We start from the raw sequence: 18653 nt of genomic DNA on the forward strand, positions 1-18653 counted from the left end.
TTTCATTTCTGATCGGGGGTCAGGATGCGCGTGGCGTTCGTCGGCAAGGGCGGAAGCGGCAAGACCACGCTGTCGTCGCTGTTCGCGAGGTACGCGACGAGGAGGGGGCCGGTCGTCGCGATCGACGCCGACATCAACCAGCACCTCGGCCTGGCCCTGGGCCTGCCTGTGGGTCTGGCTGTGGACGCGGCCGAGCACCCGCCGCCGCTGGGCGGGATGCTGGCGGAGATCAAGGACTACCTGCGCGGCGACAATCCGCTGATCCGCGACGCGGCGTCCATGGTCAAGACGACCCCGCCTGGGCGCGGCTCGCGGCTGGTCCGGCTGGACGACCCGTTCTTCCCGTCGTGCTCCGTCGAGGGTGTCTCGCTCATGGTCACCGGCCCGTTCGAGGAGGACGACCTCGGCGTCGCCTGCTACCACTCCAAGCTGGGCGCGGTGGAGCTCTATCTCAACCACCTGGTCGACGGCCCCGGCGAGTACGTCGTGGTGGACATGACCGCGGGGGCGGACTCCTTCGCCTCCGGGTTGTTCACCCGCTTCGACCTCACCTTCCTGGTCGCCGAGCCGACCCGTCAGGGCGTGGGCGTCTACCGGCAGTACCGCGACCACGCCGCCGGGTTCGACGTCGAGATCGCCGTCGTGGGCAACAAGGTCCACGCGCCGGAGGACGTCGACTTCCTCCGTGAGCACGTCGGCGACGACCTGCTGACCTGGTTCGGCCACTCCCCCGCCATCCGCGGCATGGAGCAGGGCCGGCCGTTCACGCTCGACGATCTGGAGCCCGCCGGCCACCTGGCCCTCGCCACCATGCTCGACCGGCTCGACGCGCAGCCCAAGGACTGGCCGAAGTTCGGCAGGCAGGCGGCCGAGTTCCACATCAGGAACGCCCACGCGTGGGCCAACCGCGCGACGGGAGAGGACCTGGTCGCGCAGATCGACCCCGGCTTCGTGTACGGCCCCGCCGTCGCCGCCCCATGAACGTGTCGCCTCCGCGCCAGATGGAGGCCCGCGGCGTTCGATCTACCGTCAACTGCGTCCCCGCTCTGTGAGCAGACGCCGAGAGGAGAACAGCTCATGTCGCTGTCCGTGTCCAACGACCTGCTCGACCAGGCCCGCGCCGGTGAGGTGGACGACGCGGCCTTCGTCGCCTGCGTCCGCGACTCACTGCCGTACGCCTGGGCGACGATCACCGCGCTGGTCGAGCGGCGAGACCGGTCCGGCGCCGACTTCGCCGACAACCAGGTGCCGCCGCCCGACGAGGCCGCTCGCGGTCAGTTGCTGCGCTGCCTGGCCAGCGACGCGATGCGCGGCGCCCTCGAAAGGCATTTCGGCGTACGGCTGGCCTTCCAGAACTGCCACCGTGTCGCGGTGTTCCGCCCGGAGGCCACCGAGGCCTACCGGGAGTTCGTCACCCCCCGCGCGCAGATCCTGAACCAGAGCCCCGAACTGGTCGACTGCTGATCGGGCCGGCTTCGGCCGGGGGCGGCGCTCCGGTTCACGCCGCCCCCGGCCCTCGCCGTCTCACGGCCGGAAGCACCTCCGCGCCGAGGCGTGCGATGTTCTCCAGCGTCCGCGCACGGTCTCCGGCGCCCTCGACCATCAGGATGAGATGCCGCAGCCCGGTCCGCGCCGCCGTGGTGGTGATCTTCTCCACGCAGTGCTCCGCCGAGCCCACCGGATGGATCCGGCACAGCAGGTCCACGTACTCCGGAACGTTCCGTCGTGGCGGCGGCCGGCCGTCCACGGCGACGTACCCGGCCAGTCCCGGCCCGAGCCAGCGCGGCAGCGACTCCCGCATCTCCCGTATGGCCTGCTCGGTGGTGTCCGCCACGTGACCGAGCGCGGCGCCGATGTGCGCCGCCGGGCCTGTCGCGTACGCCTCGTAGGCGGCGATCATCTCCGCCTTCTCCTCGTCGCCGATGTGCATGCCGAGAAGCATGGGCAGTCCCCGTTCGGCGGCGAGCCGGACCGTGCCGTCCGACGTGCAGGCGACGACCGGCGACATCCGGGCCTGCGGGACCATCGTGACCTCCCGGAAGCGGAAGAACTCGCCGTCCCCCGCCACCGGACCGCCGTCCAGTGCCGTGCACAGCAGGTCGAGCGATTCGGGGAAACCCCGCTCGAACCTCGCCGTTCCGGTGCCGAAGACCTCCAGCTCCAGCCACGGACCCCCACGCCCCACGCCGAGCCGGAACCTGCCGTCCGACACGTGGTGGAGGATCGCCGCCTGCTCCGCCAACGCGACCGGATGCTGGGCGGACAGCACACTGACCGCCGTTCCCACCGTGATCCGCGAGGTCCGGCCCAGCGCCACGGCCGCCAGCGTCACCGCCGACGGGCAGACGCCGTACGACATGAAGTGGTGCTCGGCGATCCAGGCGTCGTCGAACCCGGCCCGTTCGGCGGCCTCGATCGCCTCCACCGTGCTGCGCAGCACGTCCCCGGGCGCCATGCCCGGGAAGCCCGCCGCGACGAGGAAGACGCCGATCCTCATGCTCGCGGGCGCGCCCCCTACCGGGGGCCGCCGTTGACGTAAAGCGTCTGGCCGGTGACATACGACGCGTCGTCGGAGGCGAAGAACGCCACCACTGACGCGACCTCGGTCGGCTGGCCGACCCGCCGCAACGGCACGGCCTGCGCCATGGTGGCCTGGTGCTCCTCCGGCGTCACCCCCAGTCGCACGGCCGTCGCCTCGGTCATCGGCGTCGCGACGTAGCCCGGTGCGACCGCGTTCACCCGGACGCCGAACGGGCCCAGCTCGATCGCCATGGTCGCGGTGAGCCCCTGGATGCCCGCCTTGGCCGCCGCGTAGTTGGCCTGCCCCCGGTTGCCCAGCGCCGACCGGCTCGACAGGTTGACGATCGCTCCCGACCGCTGCTCCACCATGTGCTTCTGGACGGCCCGGCTCATGAGGAAGACGCTCTTGAGGTTCACGTCGACGACCTTGTCCCAGTCTTCCTCCGACATACGGAACAGCAGGTTGTCGCGGGTCAGCCCGGCGTTGTTCACCAGCACGTCGATCCGCCCGAACTCGTTCAACACCCCCGGTACGAGCGCCTCGACCTGAGCGCTGTCGGAGACGTCACAGCCGAACGCGACCGCCCTGCCTCCGGTGACGGTGATCTCGTCCACGATCGACGCGCACCGGTCCGCTGTGAGGTCCACGCAGGCCACCACCGCACCCTCCGCAGCCAACCGACGCGCGATCGCCGCACCGATCCCCCGCGCCGCGCCGGTGACCACCGCGAACTTCCCGATGAACCGTGACATCGCCAGCCTCCTCACCCCGATTCGATCACAGCAACTTACTCCGAGTCATCCTCCCGGCCGTGTCACAGGACAGCCGGCCGTGTCACAGGGCAGCCAGGCGTCGGCCCATGCTCGCCTAGATCCGTAGCCGCCGGGCTCTGGTGGGGTTGTGGTAGGTGAAGGCCCAGCGGTCGGTGCCGACCTTGCGGCGGGTGTAGCGGTCGGGGTGGCGGTAGCGGTCCCGGTTGTGGAACTGGCAGGCCGGTCCGAGCATCTTCAGGTCGGTCAGGCCGCCGTTGCTCCAGTTGTCGGCGTGGTCGATCTGGCACATGGTGGCGGGTAGTGGGCAGCCGTCGATCCAGCAGGTGGCGTAGCGGGCGTAGACGGCCCTGCGTTGGGCGGGGGTGGCCAGGCGGACCTTGCGGCCCATGTCCAGCACCTGCCCGTCAGCGTCCATGACCAGGCGGACCAGGCTGCTGGTGCGGGCAAGGCGGTGCACGCTGGAGACCGGCAGCATCTGCCCGGTCGCCAGCAACACCCCCGGCGCCGCCCCCAGCAACACCCCCGGCGCTGTTCCCGGCGCTGTTCCCGGTGGCCTCCCCGGCACGCCCCACTCCGATCCCGGTGTCCCCGGCGCACACGAGCACCGTGCCTCGCCGCCGCACCCGTACCCGCCCTCGCCGTGCCTCCGACGCTCGTGGCCGTGGCCTTGGCTCTCAGGCGTGCTCTGCCCATGCCGGCAGTCCCCCGCAGGCCGATGCCCGGCGTGGGCGCGATGCGCAGCGGCATCCTCGGGAGGAGGATCCGGCCGCGCTGTCTGCGAAGGTGAACCGGCATCTGCCCCGGCGTCTCCGCAGTCCCCCCAGTCGCCGCAGTCCCCCCAGTCGCCGCAGTCGGCGGGGTGGGCAGGGTCGGCAGGGTCGGCAAGGTGGGCAGGGTCGGCGGGGTGGGCAGGGTCCGCAGGGTGGCACAGGCCCTCATCGTGGGCAGACGCGGTGTCGGTGCCGCCCACGTCGCCGAGGTCGCCCATCTCGCCCGGGGCACTGGTGGTATCGGCGTCGCCGGGGTCGGTGTCGCCGGGGTTGGTGTCGCCGGGGTTGGTGTCTTCGACATCGCCGGGGTCGTCAGCACTTCCGGTGTCGCCGGGGGCGCTGATGCCCTCGCTGTCCCGGCCGGCTCCACTGTCCCAGCCAGCCCCGCTGTCCCGCCCGTCTTCCGCGACCTCAATGCCCTCGGCATCCTGGGCGTCTTCGGCGTCGGCGGGGTGGTCGGTGCCGGGATCAGCGGGTTGAGGGTCTGCGGGTTGGGGGTCGGTGGGGAGGGATTCGGCGGTGACCAGGACCAGGAGCTCGGCGGCGATCTTCTCCTCCAGGTGGGCGATGAACGCATCCGCCTGGCGGACCCGCAACGGCCGGTCGTCCCCCTCGGCCTTCGGCTTGGCGTAAAGGCTGAGCAAGGTCAGCAGCCGGGCGGCAGGCTCACGCGGCAGGTAGAACTCCCCCTCCAGGCCGCCGCCCTTCGTGGGGCGGACCCTCAGGAACCGCCGCCCGTAGTCCGCCTGCTCATCCCGCTCTTCCCCGTCGGGGTCCAGCACCGCCCGCAGATAGCGCCCGGCTTTGGCCACCTCCGCCGCCCCCGCCTTACCCGCCAGCTCCAGCAAAATCGGCTCAGCCAACCCCGCGTGCTCGTCACTCAACTGCGCGGTGGCCGCACAGATCGCCTCCACCACCCCCGCCGCCAACCCACCCGCAGCGAACTTCTCCCGCACCCGGGGCAGACGCGCCAACTCCACCGCCAACGTGAGCAGGCGCCCCGCACCCGCGACGCTCATGCCTCCGGCGGTGCGCAACCAACTGCGGGTGGAGGCATGCCCATGCCGCTTGGCCCGCCCCGCACCATGCACCCGCCCCACCCGATCAGCAAGAGCGCACGTGATCCGATCCCGCGCGAACAGCAGATCCTCGGCCTCGGCGAGGCAGATGTCCGCATCGTCGGGCAACGGCGCCAACGCCAACGCCTGCGCCGACTCACGAAGAGAACCCACCAACACCCACGACGACCGGCCCTTGTCCCGACCAGCACCGGCCCCACAACCACCGGCGCTGCCGGCGCTATCGGCGGTCGCGGCACTGGTCGCGTCGTCGCCGGTGTCCTGACTCGCGTCCTGTGGCAGCTCGGGGTCGATGATCGGAAAGTGCTCGCGGGCGAGTGAACCTTCGGACGACCACAGAGGGGAATCGGCGGTCAGCCGATCCCACCAGTCCCCGACGGCATCATTCGAACGACGAGGGTGGTCAGAATCCTGGTCGGGCAGACCCATCGCACCCCCTCAGTTAATTCGAAAACCTGTATGAATTCTTTCACCGCTCATCACTCTCAGCAACCGCCAGAAGCGAATAGTTGGAGCAGCAGGTCAACCCGAAAAAAGGGGCAATAACACCGAAGGCGCTACGCAGAAAAACGCCGAAGGCGCTGCTCAGAAAGCGGCGACGGCGCGCTCGACGGCTTGCAGGGCGCGGTCGAGCAGGGTGATGCGGTCGGCGAGCACGTCCTGCATGGGATCGCCGGCGCGAATCCTGTCGATGCTGGTGACGTACACGGCGCGATAGGCGGCGACCACCAGGGCGGCCGCGAGCCTCGGGGCCGGGTCGGCCGGGTCGACCGGGTCGCTTCCGGCCGCCTCGGCAAACAGGTGGGCGAGCACGCCCTCGAACTCCTCGACCAGTTCCCTCGCCCGGGCCCTGAGCGCGGGCGAGTCCTGGACCACCTGCCAGAACACCTCAAATCCGGGGGCGATCCCGCCGAGCGGGTGGCCTTCCCTGAGCATGCCGAGGAACAGCCGGCGAAGGGCGGCGAGAGGCATCTCCCCCTCGGGACGCTCCCGTACGGCCCGTGTGACCAGCTCCACCGCCTCGGGATAGCGGTCGAGGAACAGGTCCTCCTTGCGGGGGAAGTAGTTGAAGACGGTCTTGGTCGAGACTCCGGCCGCCTCGGCGACCTCGGCGACGGTGACGTTGTCGAACCCACGCTGCATGAACAGGCCCGAGGCCACGTCCGAGATGAGCTGGCGAGTCTGCCGCTTCTTCCGCTCCCGCAGCCCCAAGGTCTCCGTCACCCGCCTCACTCTAGTTGCTAAAAACTTTTAGTGACAGTAAGTTTATAGCAACGGTAACTACGGGGAGGACGAATGTCGTACGACGTCGTTGTGGCCGGCGGAGGGCCGGTCGGCCTGATGCTGGCCTGCGAGCTGCGGCTGGGCGGGGTGTCGGTCGTGGTACTCGAACGGCTGACCGAGATCGACCCGACACTCAAAGCGGGCTCGCTCAACACGCCCAGCGTGGAGGCGCTCTACCGGCGGGGCCTGCTGCCCGAGCTGAAGGAGGTGCAGGCGCGGGCGATGGAACTCGTGGAGGCCTTCATGCGCAAACATGCCTCCACGGAAGGGCCGCGCCGGACGCCGCCCAGGTTCGCCGGCCACTTCGCCGGGATGATGCTGAGCGCCGAACGGCTGGACGCCGACGACCCTGAGCTGTCCGGCCGGGGACCGGCCGCCGAGATCGGCCTGGTGCCCCAGCAACAGCTCGAACAGATCCTCGCCGTACGCGCTGCCGAGCTGGGAGTCGAGGTGCGGCGCGGCGTGGAGGTGACCGGCTTCACCGACGACGGCGAGCAGGTCACGATCACCACGACCGGCGGCCCGGTGCACGGCCGCTGGCTGGTGGGCTGCGACGGCGGCAGGAGCACGGTGCGCAAGCTGGCCGGCTTCGAGTTCCCCGGGACGGACCCGGAGATCACCGCCTACCAGGCCGTCGCGGAGATGGAGGGCACCGAACACCTCGGCGTGGGCTGGCAGGCCACTCCCACCGGGGTCTACTCCCACGGGCCGGTGCCGGGGCGCATCCTCGTGGCGCGCTTCGACGGCGGCGCGCCCGGCAGGGCCGACAAGACCACACCGGTGACGACGGAGGAACTGCAGGAGGCGGTCAGGTACGTCACGGGCTCCGACGTGGTCGTCAAGAAGATCACATCGGTCACCCGGTTCACGGACAACGCGCGGCAGGCGGCGACCTACCGGCTCGGCCGGGTGCTGCTGGCCGGCGACGCCGCGCACGTCCACTCGCCCTTCGGCGGCCAGGGGCTGAACCTGGGGTTGGGCGACGCCGTGAACCTCGGCTGGAAGCTCGCGGCGGTCGTACGCGGACAGGCGCCGGAAGGGCTCCTCGACACCTACACGCGGGAGCGGCATCCGATCGGCGCCTGGGTGCTCGACTGGACGCGTGCCCAGATCGCCCTGATGCGTCCCGACCCCCACGCGCGGGCGGCGCGGGCGGTGGTCGCCGACCTGATCGGGACGGTCACCGGCACCACCTACTTCGTGAAGAAGATCTCCGGCGTCTGGCAGCGGTACGACATGCCCGGCGACAGCGGGCACCCGTTGGCGGGACGCAGCGTGCCCGACTACGAGTTCGAGGACGGCTCACGGCTCGCCGACCATCTCCACGACGGTCGTGGCCTGCTCGTCCGCCAGAGCGGATCCGGACTCGGCGGCACGGCGGCGGACGGTTACGGAGACCGGATCGCCACCGTCACTACGGCGATAAGCGACCCGCACGCTCCCGGCGCGCTGCTCGTCCGCCCGGACGGCGTCGTCGCGTGGGCGGAGGACCCTGACGCCACCGATGCCGAGGGGCTCGCGAACGCGCTGGAGACCTGGTTCGGCACGCCTGCGGACGTCCCCGCCGCCCTCCGCTGAACCGTTCCCCGGACATCGTGGATCTTTGGCCAAATCTTTACCCTGGCCACCCGCCGCGCGGGACCCGAATCAACGCTCTGACCTGCGGTTTCTTGTCCGGGTACACCCCTTAACCAATACCCCGCCAAGATGTCTCGTGTCATTTGGTATCAGCCGTGGTCAGCAGCCCCCATCATGTGCTCATGCCCGCTTTTGTCACCCTGTCCGGGCGCTCCGTGCGCCTGGAACCGCTCAGCCTCGCGGCGCTCGACGACCTCGTCGCCGCGGCGAGTGAAGACCGTTCTACGTACGCCTTCACTCGCGTTCCCGCTGGCCGGGATGAGATGGCCTCCTACGTGGAGGCCGCCTTGGCTGAGCAGGCGGAGGGCCGCACGCTGCCCTTCGCCATCCGGTGGCTGCACACCGACCGCGTGGTCGGTGCCACCCGTCTGATGAACCTGGAGTACTGGCAGGGCCCGATGCCCTGGCCGCCGGGGACGAAGGGCGCGGTGGGCGAGGTCCCGTCCGTCGCGGACATCGGGTACACCTGGCTCGCCGCGTCGGCCCAGGGCACCGGTGTCAACCGGGAGAGCAAGTATCTGATGCTCTCCCTGGCCTTCGAGACCTGGCAGGTTCACCGGATCACCCTCAAGGCAGACGTACGCAACACCCGATCCCGGGTCGCCATCGAGGCCCTCGGCGCGCACCTCGACGGTGTGCGACGAGCGGACAGCCGAGGCGCCGACGACACGGTCCGAGATACGGCGTACTACTCGATCCTGAGTCCTGAATGGCCCGCCGTACGCGATCGTCTCCGCGTGCGGCTGGGCCTCCTGGAAACGGCATCGGAAGCAGCGTGATCACCCAATAAAGAAGAGCGGCCCGTCCCGGAAGGGACGGGCCGCGTCATGCGGGGGGTGCCGGGAGGCGGACGGTCATCAGGCGTCGTAGCCGAAGTCGTCCTCGTAGGCGTTGTAGATGTCGTGCCAGGAGCCGCAGTTGACGGGGAAGCTGCTGTGCAGACCGATCTGGCAGACCTTCGCCTGGACCTGGGCGACGTCGTAGCGCCAGAAGTTGATCTGCTTGTAGCCGCCGGCGCCGCAGTACTTGTACGACTTGATGCTGGAGGACCAGTCGTCCTCCTCGTCGTCCCAGGACGACACGCGGAACTTGATGTACGCGCACTTGCCGCCCTGGTTGTAGGTGCGGTGGTCGTTGTCGTACAGCTTGCCGGTGACGTGGACCCGGTTCGACTCCTCGTCGTCGTAGTTCACGTCGACGTAGCCCTTGGCCTTGGCGAGGTGGTTGTTCGACCAGTAGGTGCCCCACCAGCCGTCGTAGTCCCAGTCGTCGTGGTGGGGCGCGGAGGCGGCGGAGGCGGCGGAGGCGGGGGCGGCGGAGGCGGCGGTCGCGAGGGCCGGCAGCCCGAGGGCGGCGACGGCGGTGGCTGCGGCGAGACCGAGGGTGATGGAGCGTCGCATTTCGGTTCTCCTGTTCGAGGACGATCCCCCGATGCGGGGTGCTGTCGGGGTTGCACCTCAGTGATAGGCCCGCCCGCCTGCAAGCTGCTTTCAGTGCTCTCACCGTGGTTTGCAGGCTGCTTTCAAGCACCTGAACGCACACTGAACCGGCGCGCTCGGTCCTACTGCCGCCGCGCCACACGATCTATCATTTGGTCGGAAATCTTGCCATTGGGAGACAGGTCACATGCCTGATCACGCCGCCGCGGACGGCCTGCGCTTCGCCGTGCTCGGACCCGTCCTGGCCTGGCGTGACGGCGTCGAACTCGACCTCGGCACGCCCTTGCAACGCTCCATTCTCGCGATGCTCCTGCTGCGTGAGGGGCACGCGGTCACGCCGGACGAGATGATCGACGCCGTGTGGGGCGGGGACGCGCCGCCGCGCGCGCTCGGCGCGTTGCGCACCTACGTCTCCCGCCTGCGCACCGTCCTGGAGCCGGACCGTTCCCCGAGGACCCCGCCGCGGCTGCTGACCTCCGTGGGCCGGGGATACGCGCTGCGGCTCGACCCCGCCCGCTTCGACCTCGCCGTCTTCGAGCGCGAGTGCGCCGCCGCCGAGTCCGACCGCCGTACGGGCCGGGCCGGGGAGGCCGCCCGGCGGCTGCGCGGGGCCCTGCGCCTGTGGGCGGGCGAGCCGCTGGCCGGCGCGGTCGGCCCGTACGCCGAGCACCAGCGCGACCGGCTGGCCGAGCGCCGGATGAGCGCGGTCGAGACGCTCATGGAGCTCGACCTGGAGCTGGGCCGGCACGCGGAGATCGTCTCCGAGCTGGTCGCGCTCGCCGCGGAACACCCGCTGCGCGAGCGGTTACGCGCCCAGCTCATGCTGGCCTACTACCGCTGCGGCAGGCAGGCCGAGGCGCTGTCGGTCTTCACCGAGACCCGGCAGGCGCTCGTCGAGGAGCTCGGCATCGAACCCGGGGCCGAGCTGGCCGACCTGCACCGGCGGATCCTCGCCGCCGACCCCTCCCTCGCCCCCACACCCCCTCCCGTACGGCTCTCGCCGCAGGATGTCCACGATGACGCCGCGACGGCCGAGACCGGCCCGTCGATCGAGATGCCGAGACCGGCGCAGCTCCCGGCGGCCGTACCCGACTTCACCGGACGTACCGGCCTGGTGCAGAGGCTGCTCGCGCTGCTCCGCGGGGAAGGGGCGGGAGAGGGCGTGCCGATCGCGGCGATGTCGGGCATCGGCGGCGTGGGCAAGACGACCCTGGCCGTCCATGTGGCCCACCTCGCCGATGACCTGTTCCCCGACGGTCAGCTCTACGCCGACCTGCGCGGATACGGCGCCGAGCCCACCGCGCCCGAGACGGCGCTGGTCGCGTTCCTGCGCGCCCTCGGCATCCCGATGGACGTCATCCCCGACGGCCTGGCCGAGCGCTCCGCGCTGTTCCGTTCGCTGCTCGCCGACCGCAGGATGCTGGTGCTGCTCGACAACGCCCGCGACGCCGAGCAGGTCGAGCACCTGCTGCCCGGTTCGGCCGGCTGCGCCGCGATCATCACCAGCCGGGGCAAACTGGCCGACCTGCCCGCGGCCCGGCTCATCGACCTCGACGTGATGGAGCCCGAGGAGGCGCTGTCTCTGCTCTCGGCGGTCGCGGGACCCGAGAGGGTGGCGGCGGAACGGGCCGCCGCCATGGACGTGGTCGCCGCCTGCGGCTTCCTGCCGCTAGCCGTGCGGATCGTCGCGGCCAGGCTCGCCTCCCGCCCGTCGTGGACGGTCGCCTCGCTCGTCCCCCGGCTCGCCGACGAGCGCCGCCGCCTCGACGAGATGAAGATCGGCAACCTGGCGGTCTCGGCCACGTTCGCCCTCGGGTACGGCCAGCTCGACGCCCGGCAGGCGCGGGCGTTCCGGCTGCTGTCGCTGCCGGCGGGCTCGGGCATCTCGGTCTTCGCGGCGGCGGCCGTGCTCGACCTCACCCCGGCCGAGGCCGAGGACGTGATCGAGTCGCTGGTCGACGCCAGCCTGCTGGAGGCGCCCGCCCCGGGCCGCTACCGCTTCCACGACCTGCTCAAGCTGTTCGCCCGGCGGCAGGCGGAGGACGCCGAGGAGCCCGTGGCCCGCGCCCTCGCCCTGCGGCGGCTGCTGGGCTTCTATCTGGCGTCGGCGGGCGCGGCCCACCGGCTGGCGTACGAGGGCAGCGCGATCGCGGACAACCTCACCGGCCTGGGCGTGCGCGGCCATTCCTTCTCCTCGGCCGACGAGGCCGTTGCCTGGTTGTCGGCGGAGTCCGAGGACATGTTCGGAGCCGTGGCGCAGGCGGCCGTGGCGCAGGCGGCCGTGGTTCAGGACGAGTCGGGCGAGGACCTGCTCGCGGCGGCCGACCTGCTGCTGGCGATGGAGCCGCTGCTGGAGTCGGGCACCAACCAGCGAGACTTCGAGCAGCGCACCTCGGCCCTGCTGACGGCGACCCGCGGGGCCGGCGAGCGGCGCGGGGAGTTGCGCTGCCGCTACGTGCTGGGCCGGGTGCTGTTCGGCGCGAACCGGCTGGCCGAGGCCGAGACCCATTTCCTCGCCGCGCGGACGCTCGGCGAGGAGACCGGCGACCGCATCGTGCTGGGCGAGACGTGCAACGCGCTGGCGGTCGTCGCCGGTCGGCGGCGCCGCCACACCGAGGCGCTCGAATGGTTCGACCGGGCGACGGCGGTCCACCGGGAGACGGGCAACCCCGCGGGCGAGGCGCTGGCGTCGTGCTACTCCGCCCGCGACCACCTGGGCCTCGGGCGGCCGGACGACGCCATCGCCGCAGCCGAGCGCGGGCTGGCGGTCTTCTCCGAGATCGGCAGCGGCGCGGGGGTGGCCCGCGCCCGCTACCACCTCGGCAACGTGCTGTCCTATGTCGGGCGGCTCAACGAGGCCGTCGTCCACCACGCCGAGTGCCTGGCCTTCTTCCGCGCGAGCAACCAGCGGGTCTGGGAGCAGCGGGTCTGCTACCGGCTCGCCGCCACCTTCATCGCCGCCGGGCGGTTCGCCGAGGCCGCCCGGCACGCCGAACAGGCGCTGACCGTGAGCCGCGAGATCACCCACCCGTACGGCGAGGCGCAGTCACTGGCCGCCCTCGGCAAGGCCCTCGCGGGCCTCGGGGAGACCGGCCGGGGCAGGCAGGCCCTGGTCAAGGCCCTCGACATCTTCACCCGGCTCGGCTCGCCCGAGGCCGACGACATCCGCACGCTCCTGCGCGAACAGGTCGAGACCTGACTCGAGTCGCAGGTCGTCGTCGAGCCGGCTCATCCGGACGTGGTTGATCACATCGATCACCGTTCTTCGCTTGCGGGGGCTGGAACCGCCCGGCCGGCCGCCCGTCGCCATTGGGGCGCGCAGGGGCCCGGATCCTTCCGGTGCGCCCCGTGGCGACTCGCCGCCTCACGTTGACGACCGGCCGGGCTTCCGCGCGGGCTCCGAACCCCCCCGAAGCCCACGCAGGACCACTGTCGCCCGGGCCGTTCAAACTCCGATCAACGGAGGCTTGCAACCGTCAGGAAACCGTCCGCGATCAGGGGGCGCAGCGCCGCGGGCGCGTCGCGCAGCACCGCGGCGGGGTCCTCATCGGTCAGCTCGGCGATCGCGGCGAGCAGCGGGCGCGTGGGCAGATCGCCGTCGCACACCCCCGCCAGGGCCGCCTCCACCGTCCCCACGGCGGCCGTACGGCGCGCGCCCCGGGTCTGCCGCAGGGCGATGCGGGAGGGGTCGTCGGCGCCGGGCGGGCCGACGCGCTCCTCCACGACGCCCTCGGCCACCTTCAGCCGCGCGTCGAGCAGGTCCTCGTCGGACAGCTCGTGGGCCGCGCGCGCCGCGCGCAGGACCTCCTCGACCAGTGCGCCGGACGGGGGCTCGACCGGCTGCGTCATCTCCTCCACCCGCACGAGCGGGCTCAGCGAGCCGGAGTCGTGCAGGGCGATCCAGCCGAAGCCGACGCCGGTCACGTCCATCGACTCGAACCAGCCGAGCCACTCGTCGTAACGCTCCCGGTAGGCCGAGGTGCCGTGCTCCGCGGAGTCCCGCAGCCACAGCTCGACGTACTCGGCCGGGTCCTGCACGTCGCGCTGCACGGCCCAGCCGTCGCAGCCGGTCTCGGTGAGCCAGCCGCCCACCCTGTCCTGCCAGTCCTCGCCCTTGACGTGCAGCCAGTTGGCGAGGAAGCGCGCCTGGCCGCCCTGTGCGAGGTGCCGGGGCGTGCGCCGTACGAGGTCGCGGCAGAACTCGTCGCCGCGCCGCCCGGCCTCCCGGTAGGTGTACCTGGCCTCGGGCGCGATGACGAACGGCGGATTGGACACCACGAGGTCGAAGCGCTCGCCGTCCACCGGGTCGTACATCGAGCCCTCGCGCGCCTCGACGCCGGTCATGCCGGACAGGCCCCAGCTGAGGCGGGCCAGCCGCAGGGCCCTGCGGTTCACGTCGGTCGCGACGACGTGCTCCGCCCTGGGCGCCAGGTGCAGCACCTGCACGCCGCAGCCGGTGCCGAGGTCGAGCGCCCGGCCGACCGGGGCGGTCCAGCCGAGCTGGGCGAGGTTGGCCGAGGCGCCGCCCGCTCCGACCACGTGGTCGGGTCGCAGGGAGGGGTCGCCGGGCCGCACCTTGCGGTCGGACACCACGTACGCCGGGTCGCCCGTTCCGGTGTCCCAGGGCTGGAGGTGGACGGTGGCCTGCACGGAGTCGCCCAGGCGCACCAGCAGCCCGGCCTCGATGAGGTCCTGCAGGGGGAGGTCGGCGGCGGCCATGCTGACCGGGGCGCCCAGCCACCACAGTCGGATCAGCGTGGCGAGGGGGTCGGCGTCCCTGGTGGCGCGCAGCGCGGGCACGATCTCCTCACGGGCCAGGGCGGAGGCGGCCATGTCGCCCAGCCGCTCACGCACGCCGTCGATCGTGTAACCGGCCTCCACGAATCTGTCGCGAAGCCGCCGGACCAGGTCAGAAGGGGCGTCCACGCCTCGAATCTATCGCGGGGCTACGGCATCTTGAGGCTGTTCCAGGCGGCCTCGCCCAGCTCGCGGATCTCCTCCTCGGTGGGCTGGTGAGCGCCGCTGAACCACAGCCGGCACATCTCCTGCGCGGGGCCGAGCCACAGCACGTAGCACATGGTGGCGGGGACGGGGCGGAGCACGCCGTCCTTCATGTGCGGCCGCCACCAGTCGGCGACCTGCCGGAAGAACTCGCGCCTCGAGTCGGCGACCTCCGGCCCGCCGGGCTCGTTGCGCCGGGGCGGGCGCTCGCTGATCAGCAGGCGGGCGCGCTCGGGGTGCTCGCCGCACCAGGCCATGTGCATCGCGACGATGGCCTCGATGCCGGCGCGGGCGTCCTCGTGGCGGACGAGCTCGCCGACGAAGGCGTCCTGGTACATGTCCAGGATCTCGGCGTAGAGCACGCCGAAGACGTGTTCCTTGCTCGTGAAGTGGTGATAGAAGCTGCCGACGCTGACGCCGCTCTCCTGCCGGAGGCTGGCCAGGGTGGTGGCCGACACCCCGCTCTGGCTGAACCTGCGCAGGGCGCCCTCGATGATCCTGGCCCTGCCGTCTCGCCCGCTCTTCGCGTTCTTCACATAGTCAATGGTGAACCAACAGAACCTTGTTCTGCAAATGCGAGGTCGGCTTTGATCTCGACGGATGTGCCTTGTGTGTCGATTGTGGCAGAGGGCCAGGCCCTGCGCACCATGGACAGAACCCGCCGGTTCTCCGTCATGACGTCCATGCCGACGACGACCGCACCGCGTACGGACGCCCGCCGCAGGAGGGTGCGCACGAGCCGCGAGCCCACACCGAGGCTCTGCCACCGGTCGTCCACCACGACCGCGATCTCCGCCTCACCCTCTGCCAGGTGGCTCATGGCGTGCCCGATCACGGCGTCGCCGTGCAGCGCGAGCAGCGCGTCCCGCCTGTCGTCGCGCGCGACCATCGCGCGGATCAGGCTCGCGCTCGGCCGGCCCAGGCCGACGAAGAAGCGGTTCGTCAGCGTGGCCTGCGACAGGCCCTCCACGAAGTGCCGCACCCGCTCCTCGTCGTCGCCGGGACGCGCCGCACGGATGTCCACAAGGGGCCTCACCTGAGTTCCCAACATGGACTCAGACTCTCCCGGGCACGCTGAGTCTGTCAAGTAGACTTAGATGCAGGGAGGATGTTGTGGTTACGATGCGCGACATGCGGCGTTACCGGGTGGACAACTGCTCCATCGAGCGAACCCTCGCCGTGCTCGGCGAGAAGTGGACGTTCCTGGTCCTGCGGGAGGCGTTCAACGGCGTCCGGCGGTTCGCCGACCTTCAGACGCGCACCGGCGCGCCCCGGCAGGTGCTGAGCGCGCGGCTGTCCCGGCTCGTGGACGAAGGCCTGCTGCGCAAGGTGCCCTACCAGGAGCCCGGCCAGCGCCAGCGCGACGAGTACCGGCTCACCCAGAAGGGCCTCGACCTCTACCCGATCATGATCGCGCTCATGCACTGGGGCGACCGCTATCTGGCCGATCCCGAGGGACCGCCGGTCGTGGTGACCCACCGCGAGTGCGGCGCGCCCGTCGCGCTGCACCTGGTGTGCGAGGACGGCCACGAGGTCGGCGGCCCGCGCGAGGTGACCCCCCGCCCCGGCCCCGGCGCCCGCCTCAGCACCCCTGCCTGAGACACGGCCTGACCTGTATTCATCTTCCGGGCTCCGCCCGGGGGGCATACCACCCCGGTGGCTGCCTAGGCTGGTCACGTGTACCGGTTCCTCCTCTCGCGCCGCTGGGTCGGGCTGCACCTGCTCGTGCTCGTGCTGATCCCTGCCTTCTTCTTCCTGGGAAGGTGGCAGTGGGGACGGTTCGAGGAGCGGTCGGCCGACAGCGCGCGGATCACCGCCAACCTCGCCGCCGCGCCCGTGCCGCTCGACCGGCTGGACCGGACCGGAGTTCCGGTGCCGGAGCGGGACAGGTATCGCCTCGTCACCGCCACCGGACGGTACGACCCCGCCCACGAGCTCGTGGTGCGCAGGCGCACCCTCAACAGCCGCGTCGGGTTCTACGTGGTCACTCCGCTCGTCACGCCGCAGGGCGCCGTGCTGGTGAACCGGGGCTGGGTCCCGGCCGGAGCGACCGCCGAGACTCCGCCGCAGGTGCCCGCCCCGCCCACGGGAGAGGTGACGGTCACCGGACGGCTCCGCCCGGCGGAGACGCAGGACAACACCGGTATCAGGAACCGGTCCGGGCTGCCGACCGGCCAGATCCTGCTGATCGACACGCCCCGGATCGCCGAGGGCCTGCCGTACGCGGTCTTCGGCGGGTTCGTGGAGCTCACCGCGCAGCAGCCGCAGGGCGCTCCCGCGCCCGAACTCCTGCCCCCGCCCGACGTGGGCGCCGGAGGCGGGCTCAACCTGGCGTACGCCGTGCAGTGGTGGCTGTTCATCGGGATCGCGGTGGGCGGCTGGGTGCTGCTGGTGCGCCGGGAGGCCCGCGACCTCCGTACGGAGCAGGTGTCACAAACCGTGACCGTACGCGCCGCAAGGTGAGCGAACGGATACCAACCGGAGACCTCGCAGCTTGTACGGTGTTATCCCTTGGCCCTACCGTTTACTACCGTGACTACGCCGCTGCATCCCGACCCAGAGCCGAGGCGGCGGGACTACGTGATCATCTCGGTCGATGATCACTTGATCGAGCCGGCCGACCTCTTCGAGGACCGCCTCCCCGAGAAGTACAAGGACCTCGCGCCCAAGGTCGTCGAGACCGACTCGGGCCACCAGGTGTGGCGGTACAGCGGCGCCACCTATCCCTGCGCCGGGCTGGACGTGGGCGCGGGCCTGCCCAAGGAGCAGTGGACGCTCGATCCCGTCCGCTTCGAGGACATGCGGCCGGGCTGCTACGACATCGAGGCCCGGATCGGCGACATGGACCGGGCCGGGATCTGGGCGGCCCTGTGCTTCCCCGGCATGCTGGCGAGCCAGGCGGGGGTCGCGTTCGGCCGCACCCGCGACCAGGACCTCGGGCTCGCGCTGGTACGCGCCTGGAACGACTGGCACGTCGACGTGTGGGCCGGCACCTACCCCGAGCGCATGATCGCGCTCCAGCTTCCCTGGCTCCCCGACCCCGAGATCGCGGCGAAGGAGATCAGGGCCAACGCGTCACGCGGTTTCAAGGCCGTCGTGTTCCCCGAGTTCCCCACCCGGCTGCGGCTGCCGTCCATCCACAGCCGCCACTGGGACCCGTTCTTCGCCGCCTGCGAGGAGACCGGGACGGTCGTGTGCCTGCACACCGGCGCGTCCTCCTGGGCGCCGGTGCCCTCACCCGACACCCCGGTCGAGGCGATCACCACGCTGATCCCGGCGAGCGCGATGTTCGCCTGCGCCGACTGGCTGTGGTCGGGGGTGGCGCTGCGCTTCCCCAAGCTGCGCGTCCTCATCGTGGAGGGCGGCGTCGGGTGGCTGCCGATGCTCGCCGAGCGGGCCGACTACGCGCTCGATCACCCCGTGGCCGGCGAGCCGAGCTGGGAGGGCGGCCTCAAGCCCAGCGAGGTGCTGCGGCGCAACTTCTTCTTCGGCACGCTCGACGACAGCGCGCTGAGCTCGGTGCGGCTCGCCGTGGGCATGGAGCGCGTGCTGCTTGAGGCCGGTTACCCGCGCGCGGAGTCCACCTGGCCCGACACCCAGCGCGCCGTGGCCCGCAACCTCGGCAGCCTGCCCCCCGCCGACATCGCCAGGGTCTCGTACGGCAACGCCGCCCGCCTGTTCGGCCACCCGCTGCCCTCGCGGGCCTGGCTGCGGCAGGAGCAGCTCTAACGCCGGACCTTGCCGGTCTGGGCGGGCCGGCCGCCGTGCTCCCACTCGACGAACTGGCCGCTCTCGCCGAGCAGCGCGGTCGCCAGCCACAGGAACACGCCGAAGTCGTCGACCACGCCGATACCGAGGAGGAAGTCGGGGACCACGTCGATGGGCGACACGATGTACGCCACGGCCATGCCGAGCATGGCGATCTTGCCCTTGGTCAGGCCGGGGTAGTCGCCCTTCACCGCGGCGCGGAGCATCCGGGGCACGGCCCGCAGCCGGGCCCCGAATCCCGGCGAGCCGGGCTTGGAGACCTCGCGGTAGGCGCGCCAGGTGGCCGCCGCACGTCCTGCCTTCACCATGAGGACACCTCCAGGGGAACGCCTCTGCCCGCTTTGCCCTCTGCTTAACGTACGGCGGCGCCCCACCGGTTC

General features: G+C 71.5%; 17 protein-coding genes. 8 read left to right on the plus strand and 9 right to left on the minus strand.

Annotation, left to right across the window (positions count from 1 at the left end; genetic code table 11):
• Positions 1 to 24 precede the first annotated feature (24 nt).
• Positions 25 to 981 carry an ATP-binding protein gene (locus QSK36_RS28485; protein ID WP_285784489.1) on the plus strand — a complete coding sequence of 319 codons (957 nt, stop codon included), beginning with the start codon at positions 25 to 27 and terminating at the stop codon, positions 979 to 981.
• A 96-nt stretch (positions 982 to 1077) separates the two neighbouring features.
• Positions 1078 to 1464: an SCO5389 family protein gene (locus QSK36_RS28490; RefSeq protein WP_079320359.1), complete on the plus strand. Its 387-nt coding sequence runs from the start codon at positions 1078 to 1080 to the stop codon at positions 1462 to 1464.
• Positions 1465 to 1498: 34 nt separating this feature from the next.
• On the opposite strand, the gene QSK36_RS28495 is transcribed toward QSK36_RS28490, so the two are convergent.
• From QSK36_RS28495 to QSK36_RS28510, 4 genes are all read right to left on the minus strand, one after another.
• On the minus strand, positions 1499 to 2497 hold the full coding sequence (locus QSK36_RS28495; protein ID WP_285784490.1) for an LLM class flavin-dependent oxidoreductase: 999 nt from the start codon (positions 2495 to 2497) through the stop codon (positions 1499 to 1501).
• 17 nt (positions 2498 to 2514) lie between these two features.
• Positions 2515 to 3273 carry a glucose 1-dehydrogenase gene (locus QSK36_RS28500; protein ID WP_183538352.1) on the minus strand — a complete coding sequence of 253 codons (759 nt, stop codon included), beginning with the start codon at positions 3271 to 3273 and terminating at the stop codon, positions 2515 to 2517.
• Between the two features lie 115 nt (positions 3274 to 3388).
• Entirely contained in the window at positions 3389 to 5296 is a 1908-nt protein-coding gene (locus QSK36_RS28505; protein WP_285784491.1) for an HNH endonuclease signature motif containing protein, read from the minus strand.
• Between the two features lie 432 nt (positions 5297 to 5728).
• Positions 5729 to 6367, minus strand: coding sequence for a TetR/AcrR family transcriptional regulator (locus QSK36_RS28510; protein ID WP_285784492.1), 639 nt, complete (start codon positions 6365 to 6367; stop codon positions 5729 to 5731).
• Between the two features lie 72 nt (positions 6368 to 6439).
• Here QSK36_RS28510 and QSK36_RS28515 point away from each other — a divergent pair, with 72 nt between their 5' ends.
• A complete protein-coding gene (locus tag QSK36_RS28515; RefSeq protein WP_285784493.1) occupies positions 6440 to 8005 on the plus strand; it encodes an FAD-dependent oxidoreductase in 1566 nt (521 codons plus the stop codon).
• A 182-nt stretch (positions 8006 to 8187) separates the two neighbouring features.
• Positions 8188 to 8844: a GNAT family N-acetyltransferase gene (locus tag QSK36_RS28520; protein ID WP_183538344.1), complete on the plus strand. Its 657-nt coding sequence runs from the start codon at positions 8188 to 8190 to the stop codon at positions 8842 to 8844.
• Positions 8845 to 8922: 78 nt separating this feature from the next.
• On the opposite strand, the gene QSK36_RS28525 is transcribed toward QSK36_RS28520, so the two are convergent.
• On the minus strand, positions 8923 to 9465 hold the full coding sequence (locus QSK36_RS28525; protein ID WP_285784494.1) for a hypothetical protein: 543 nt from the start codon (positions 9463 to 9465) through the stop codon (positions 8923 to 8925).
• A 226-nt stretch (positions 9466 to 9691) separates the two neighbouring features.
• Here QSK36_RS28525 and QSK36_RS28530 point away from each other — a divergent pair, with 226 nt between their 5' ends.
• Entirely contained in the window at positions 9692 to 12703 is a 3012-nt protein-coding gene (locus QSK36_RS28530) for an AfsR/SARP family transcriptional regulator (RefSeq protein ID WP_285784495.1), read from the plus strand.
• A 257-nt stretch (positions 12704 to 12960) separates the two neighbouring features.
• Here the strand turns inward: QSK36_RS28530 and QSK36_RS28535 are convergent, their stop codons facing one another.
• Genes QSK36_RS28535 through QSK36_RS28545 form a run of 3 tightly spaced genes read right to left on the minus strand, consistent with a single transcriptional unit; the run spans position 12961 to position 15541 of the window.
• Positions 12961 to 14439, minus strand: coding sequence for a DUF7059 domain-containing protein (locus tag QSK36_RS28535; protein WP_502883356.1), 1479 nt, complete (start codon positions 14437 to 14439; stop codon positions 12961 to 12963).
• An 11-nt stretch (positions 14440 to 14450) separates the two neighbouring features.
• Positions 14451 to 15041, minus strand: coding sequence for a TetR/AcrR family transcriptional regulator (locus QSK36_RS28540; protein WP_182901736.1), 591 nt, complete (start codon positions 15039 to 15041; stop codon positions 14451 to 14453).
• Positions 15038 to 15541 (minus strand): GNAT family N-acetyltransferase, encoded by a 504-nt coding sequence (locus tag QSK36_RS28545; RefSeq protein WP_285784497.1) that lies wholly within the window; start codon positions 15539 to 15541, stop codon positions 15038 to 15040. The genes QSK36_RS28540 and QSK36_RS28545 overlap by 4 nt, the downstream gene beginning before the upstream one ends.
• Positions 15542 to 15636: 95 nt before the next feature.
• Between QSK36_RS28545 and QSK36_RS28550 the strand changes: the two genes are divergently transcribed.
• From QSK36_RS28550 to QSK36_RS28560, 3 genes are all read left to right on the plus strand, one after another.
• Complete coding sequence (locus tag QSK36_RS28550) at positions 15637 to 16104, plus strand: winged helix-turn-helix transcriptional regulator (protein ID WP_221263884.1); 468 nt, start codon at positions 15637 to 15639, stop codon at positions 16102 to 16104.
• Positions 16105 to 16182: 78 nt separating this feature from the next.
• The gene (locus QSK36_RS28555; RefSeq protein WP_183538336.1) at positions 16183 to 16968 is read left to right on the plus strand and encodes an SURF1 family cytochrome oxidase biogenesis protein; all 786 of its coding nucleotides are present in this window, start codon (positions 16183 to 16185) and stop codon (positions 16966 to 16968) included.
• A 69-nt stretch (positions 16969 to 17037) separates the two neighbouring features.
• A complete protein-coding gene (locus tag QSK36_RS28560) occupies positions 17038 to 18234 on the plus strand; it encodes an amidohydrolase family protein (protein WP_182901739.1) in 1197 nt (398 codons plus the stop codon).
• Here the strand turns inward: QSK36_RS28560 and QSK36_RS28565 are convergent.
• Complete coding sequence (locus QSK36_RS28565) at positions 18231 to 18581, minus strand: YkvA family protein (protein ID WP_183538335.1); 351 nt, start codon at positions 18579 to 18581, stop codon at positions 18231 to 18233. The two genes, QSK36_RS28560 and QSK36_RS28565, sit on opposite strands and share 4 nt — an antisense overlap.
• Positions 18582 to 18653 lie beyond the last annotated feature (72 nt).

The sequence above is a fragment of the Microbispora sp. NBRC 16548 genome (assembly GCF_030268985.1).
Lineage (GTDB): Bacteria > Actinomycetota > Actinomycetes > Streptosporangiales > Streptosporangiaceae > Microbispora > Microbispora catharanthi.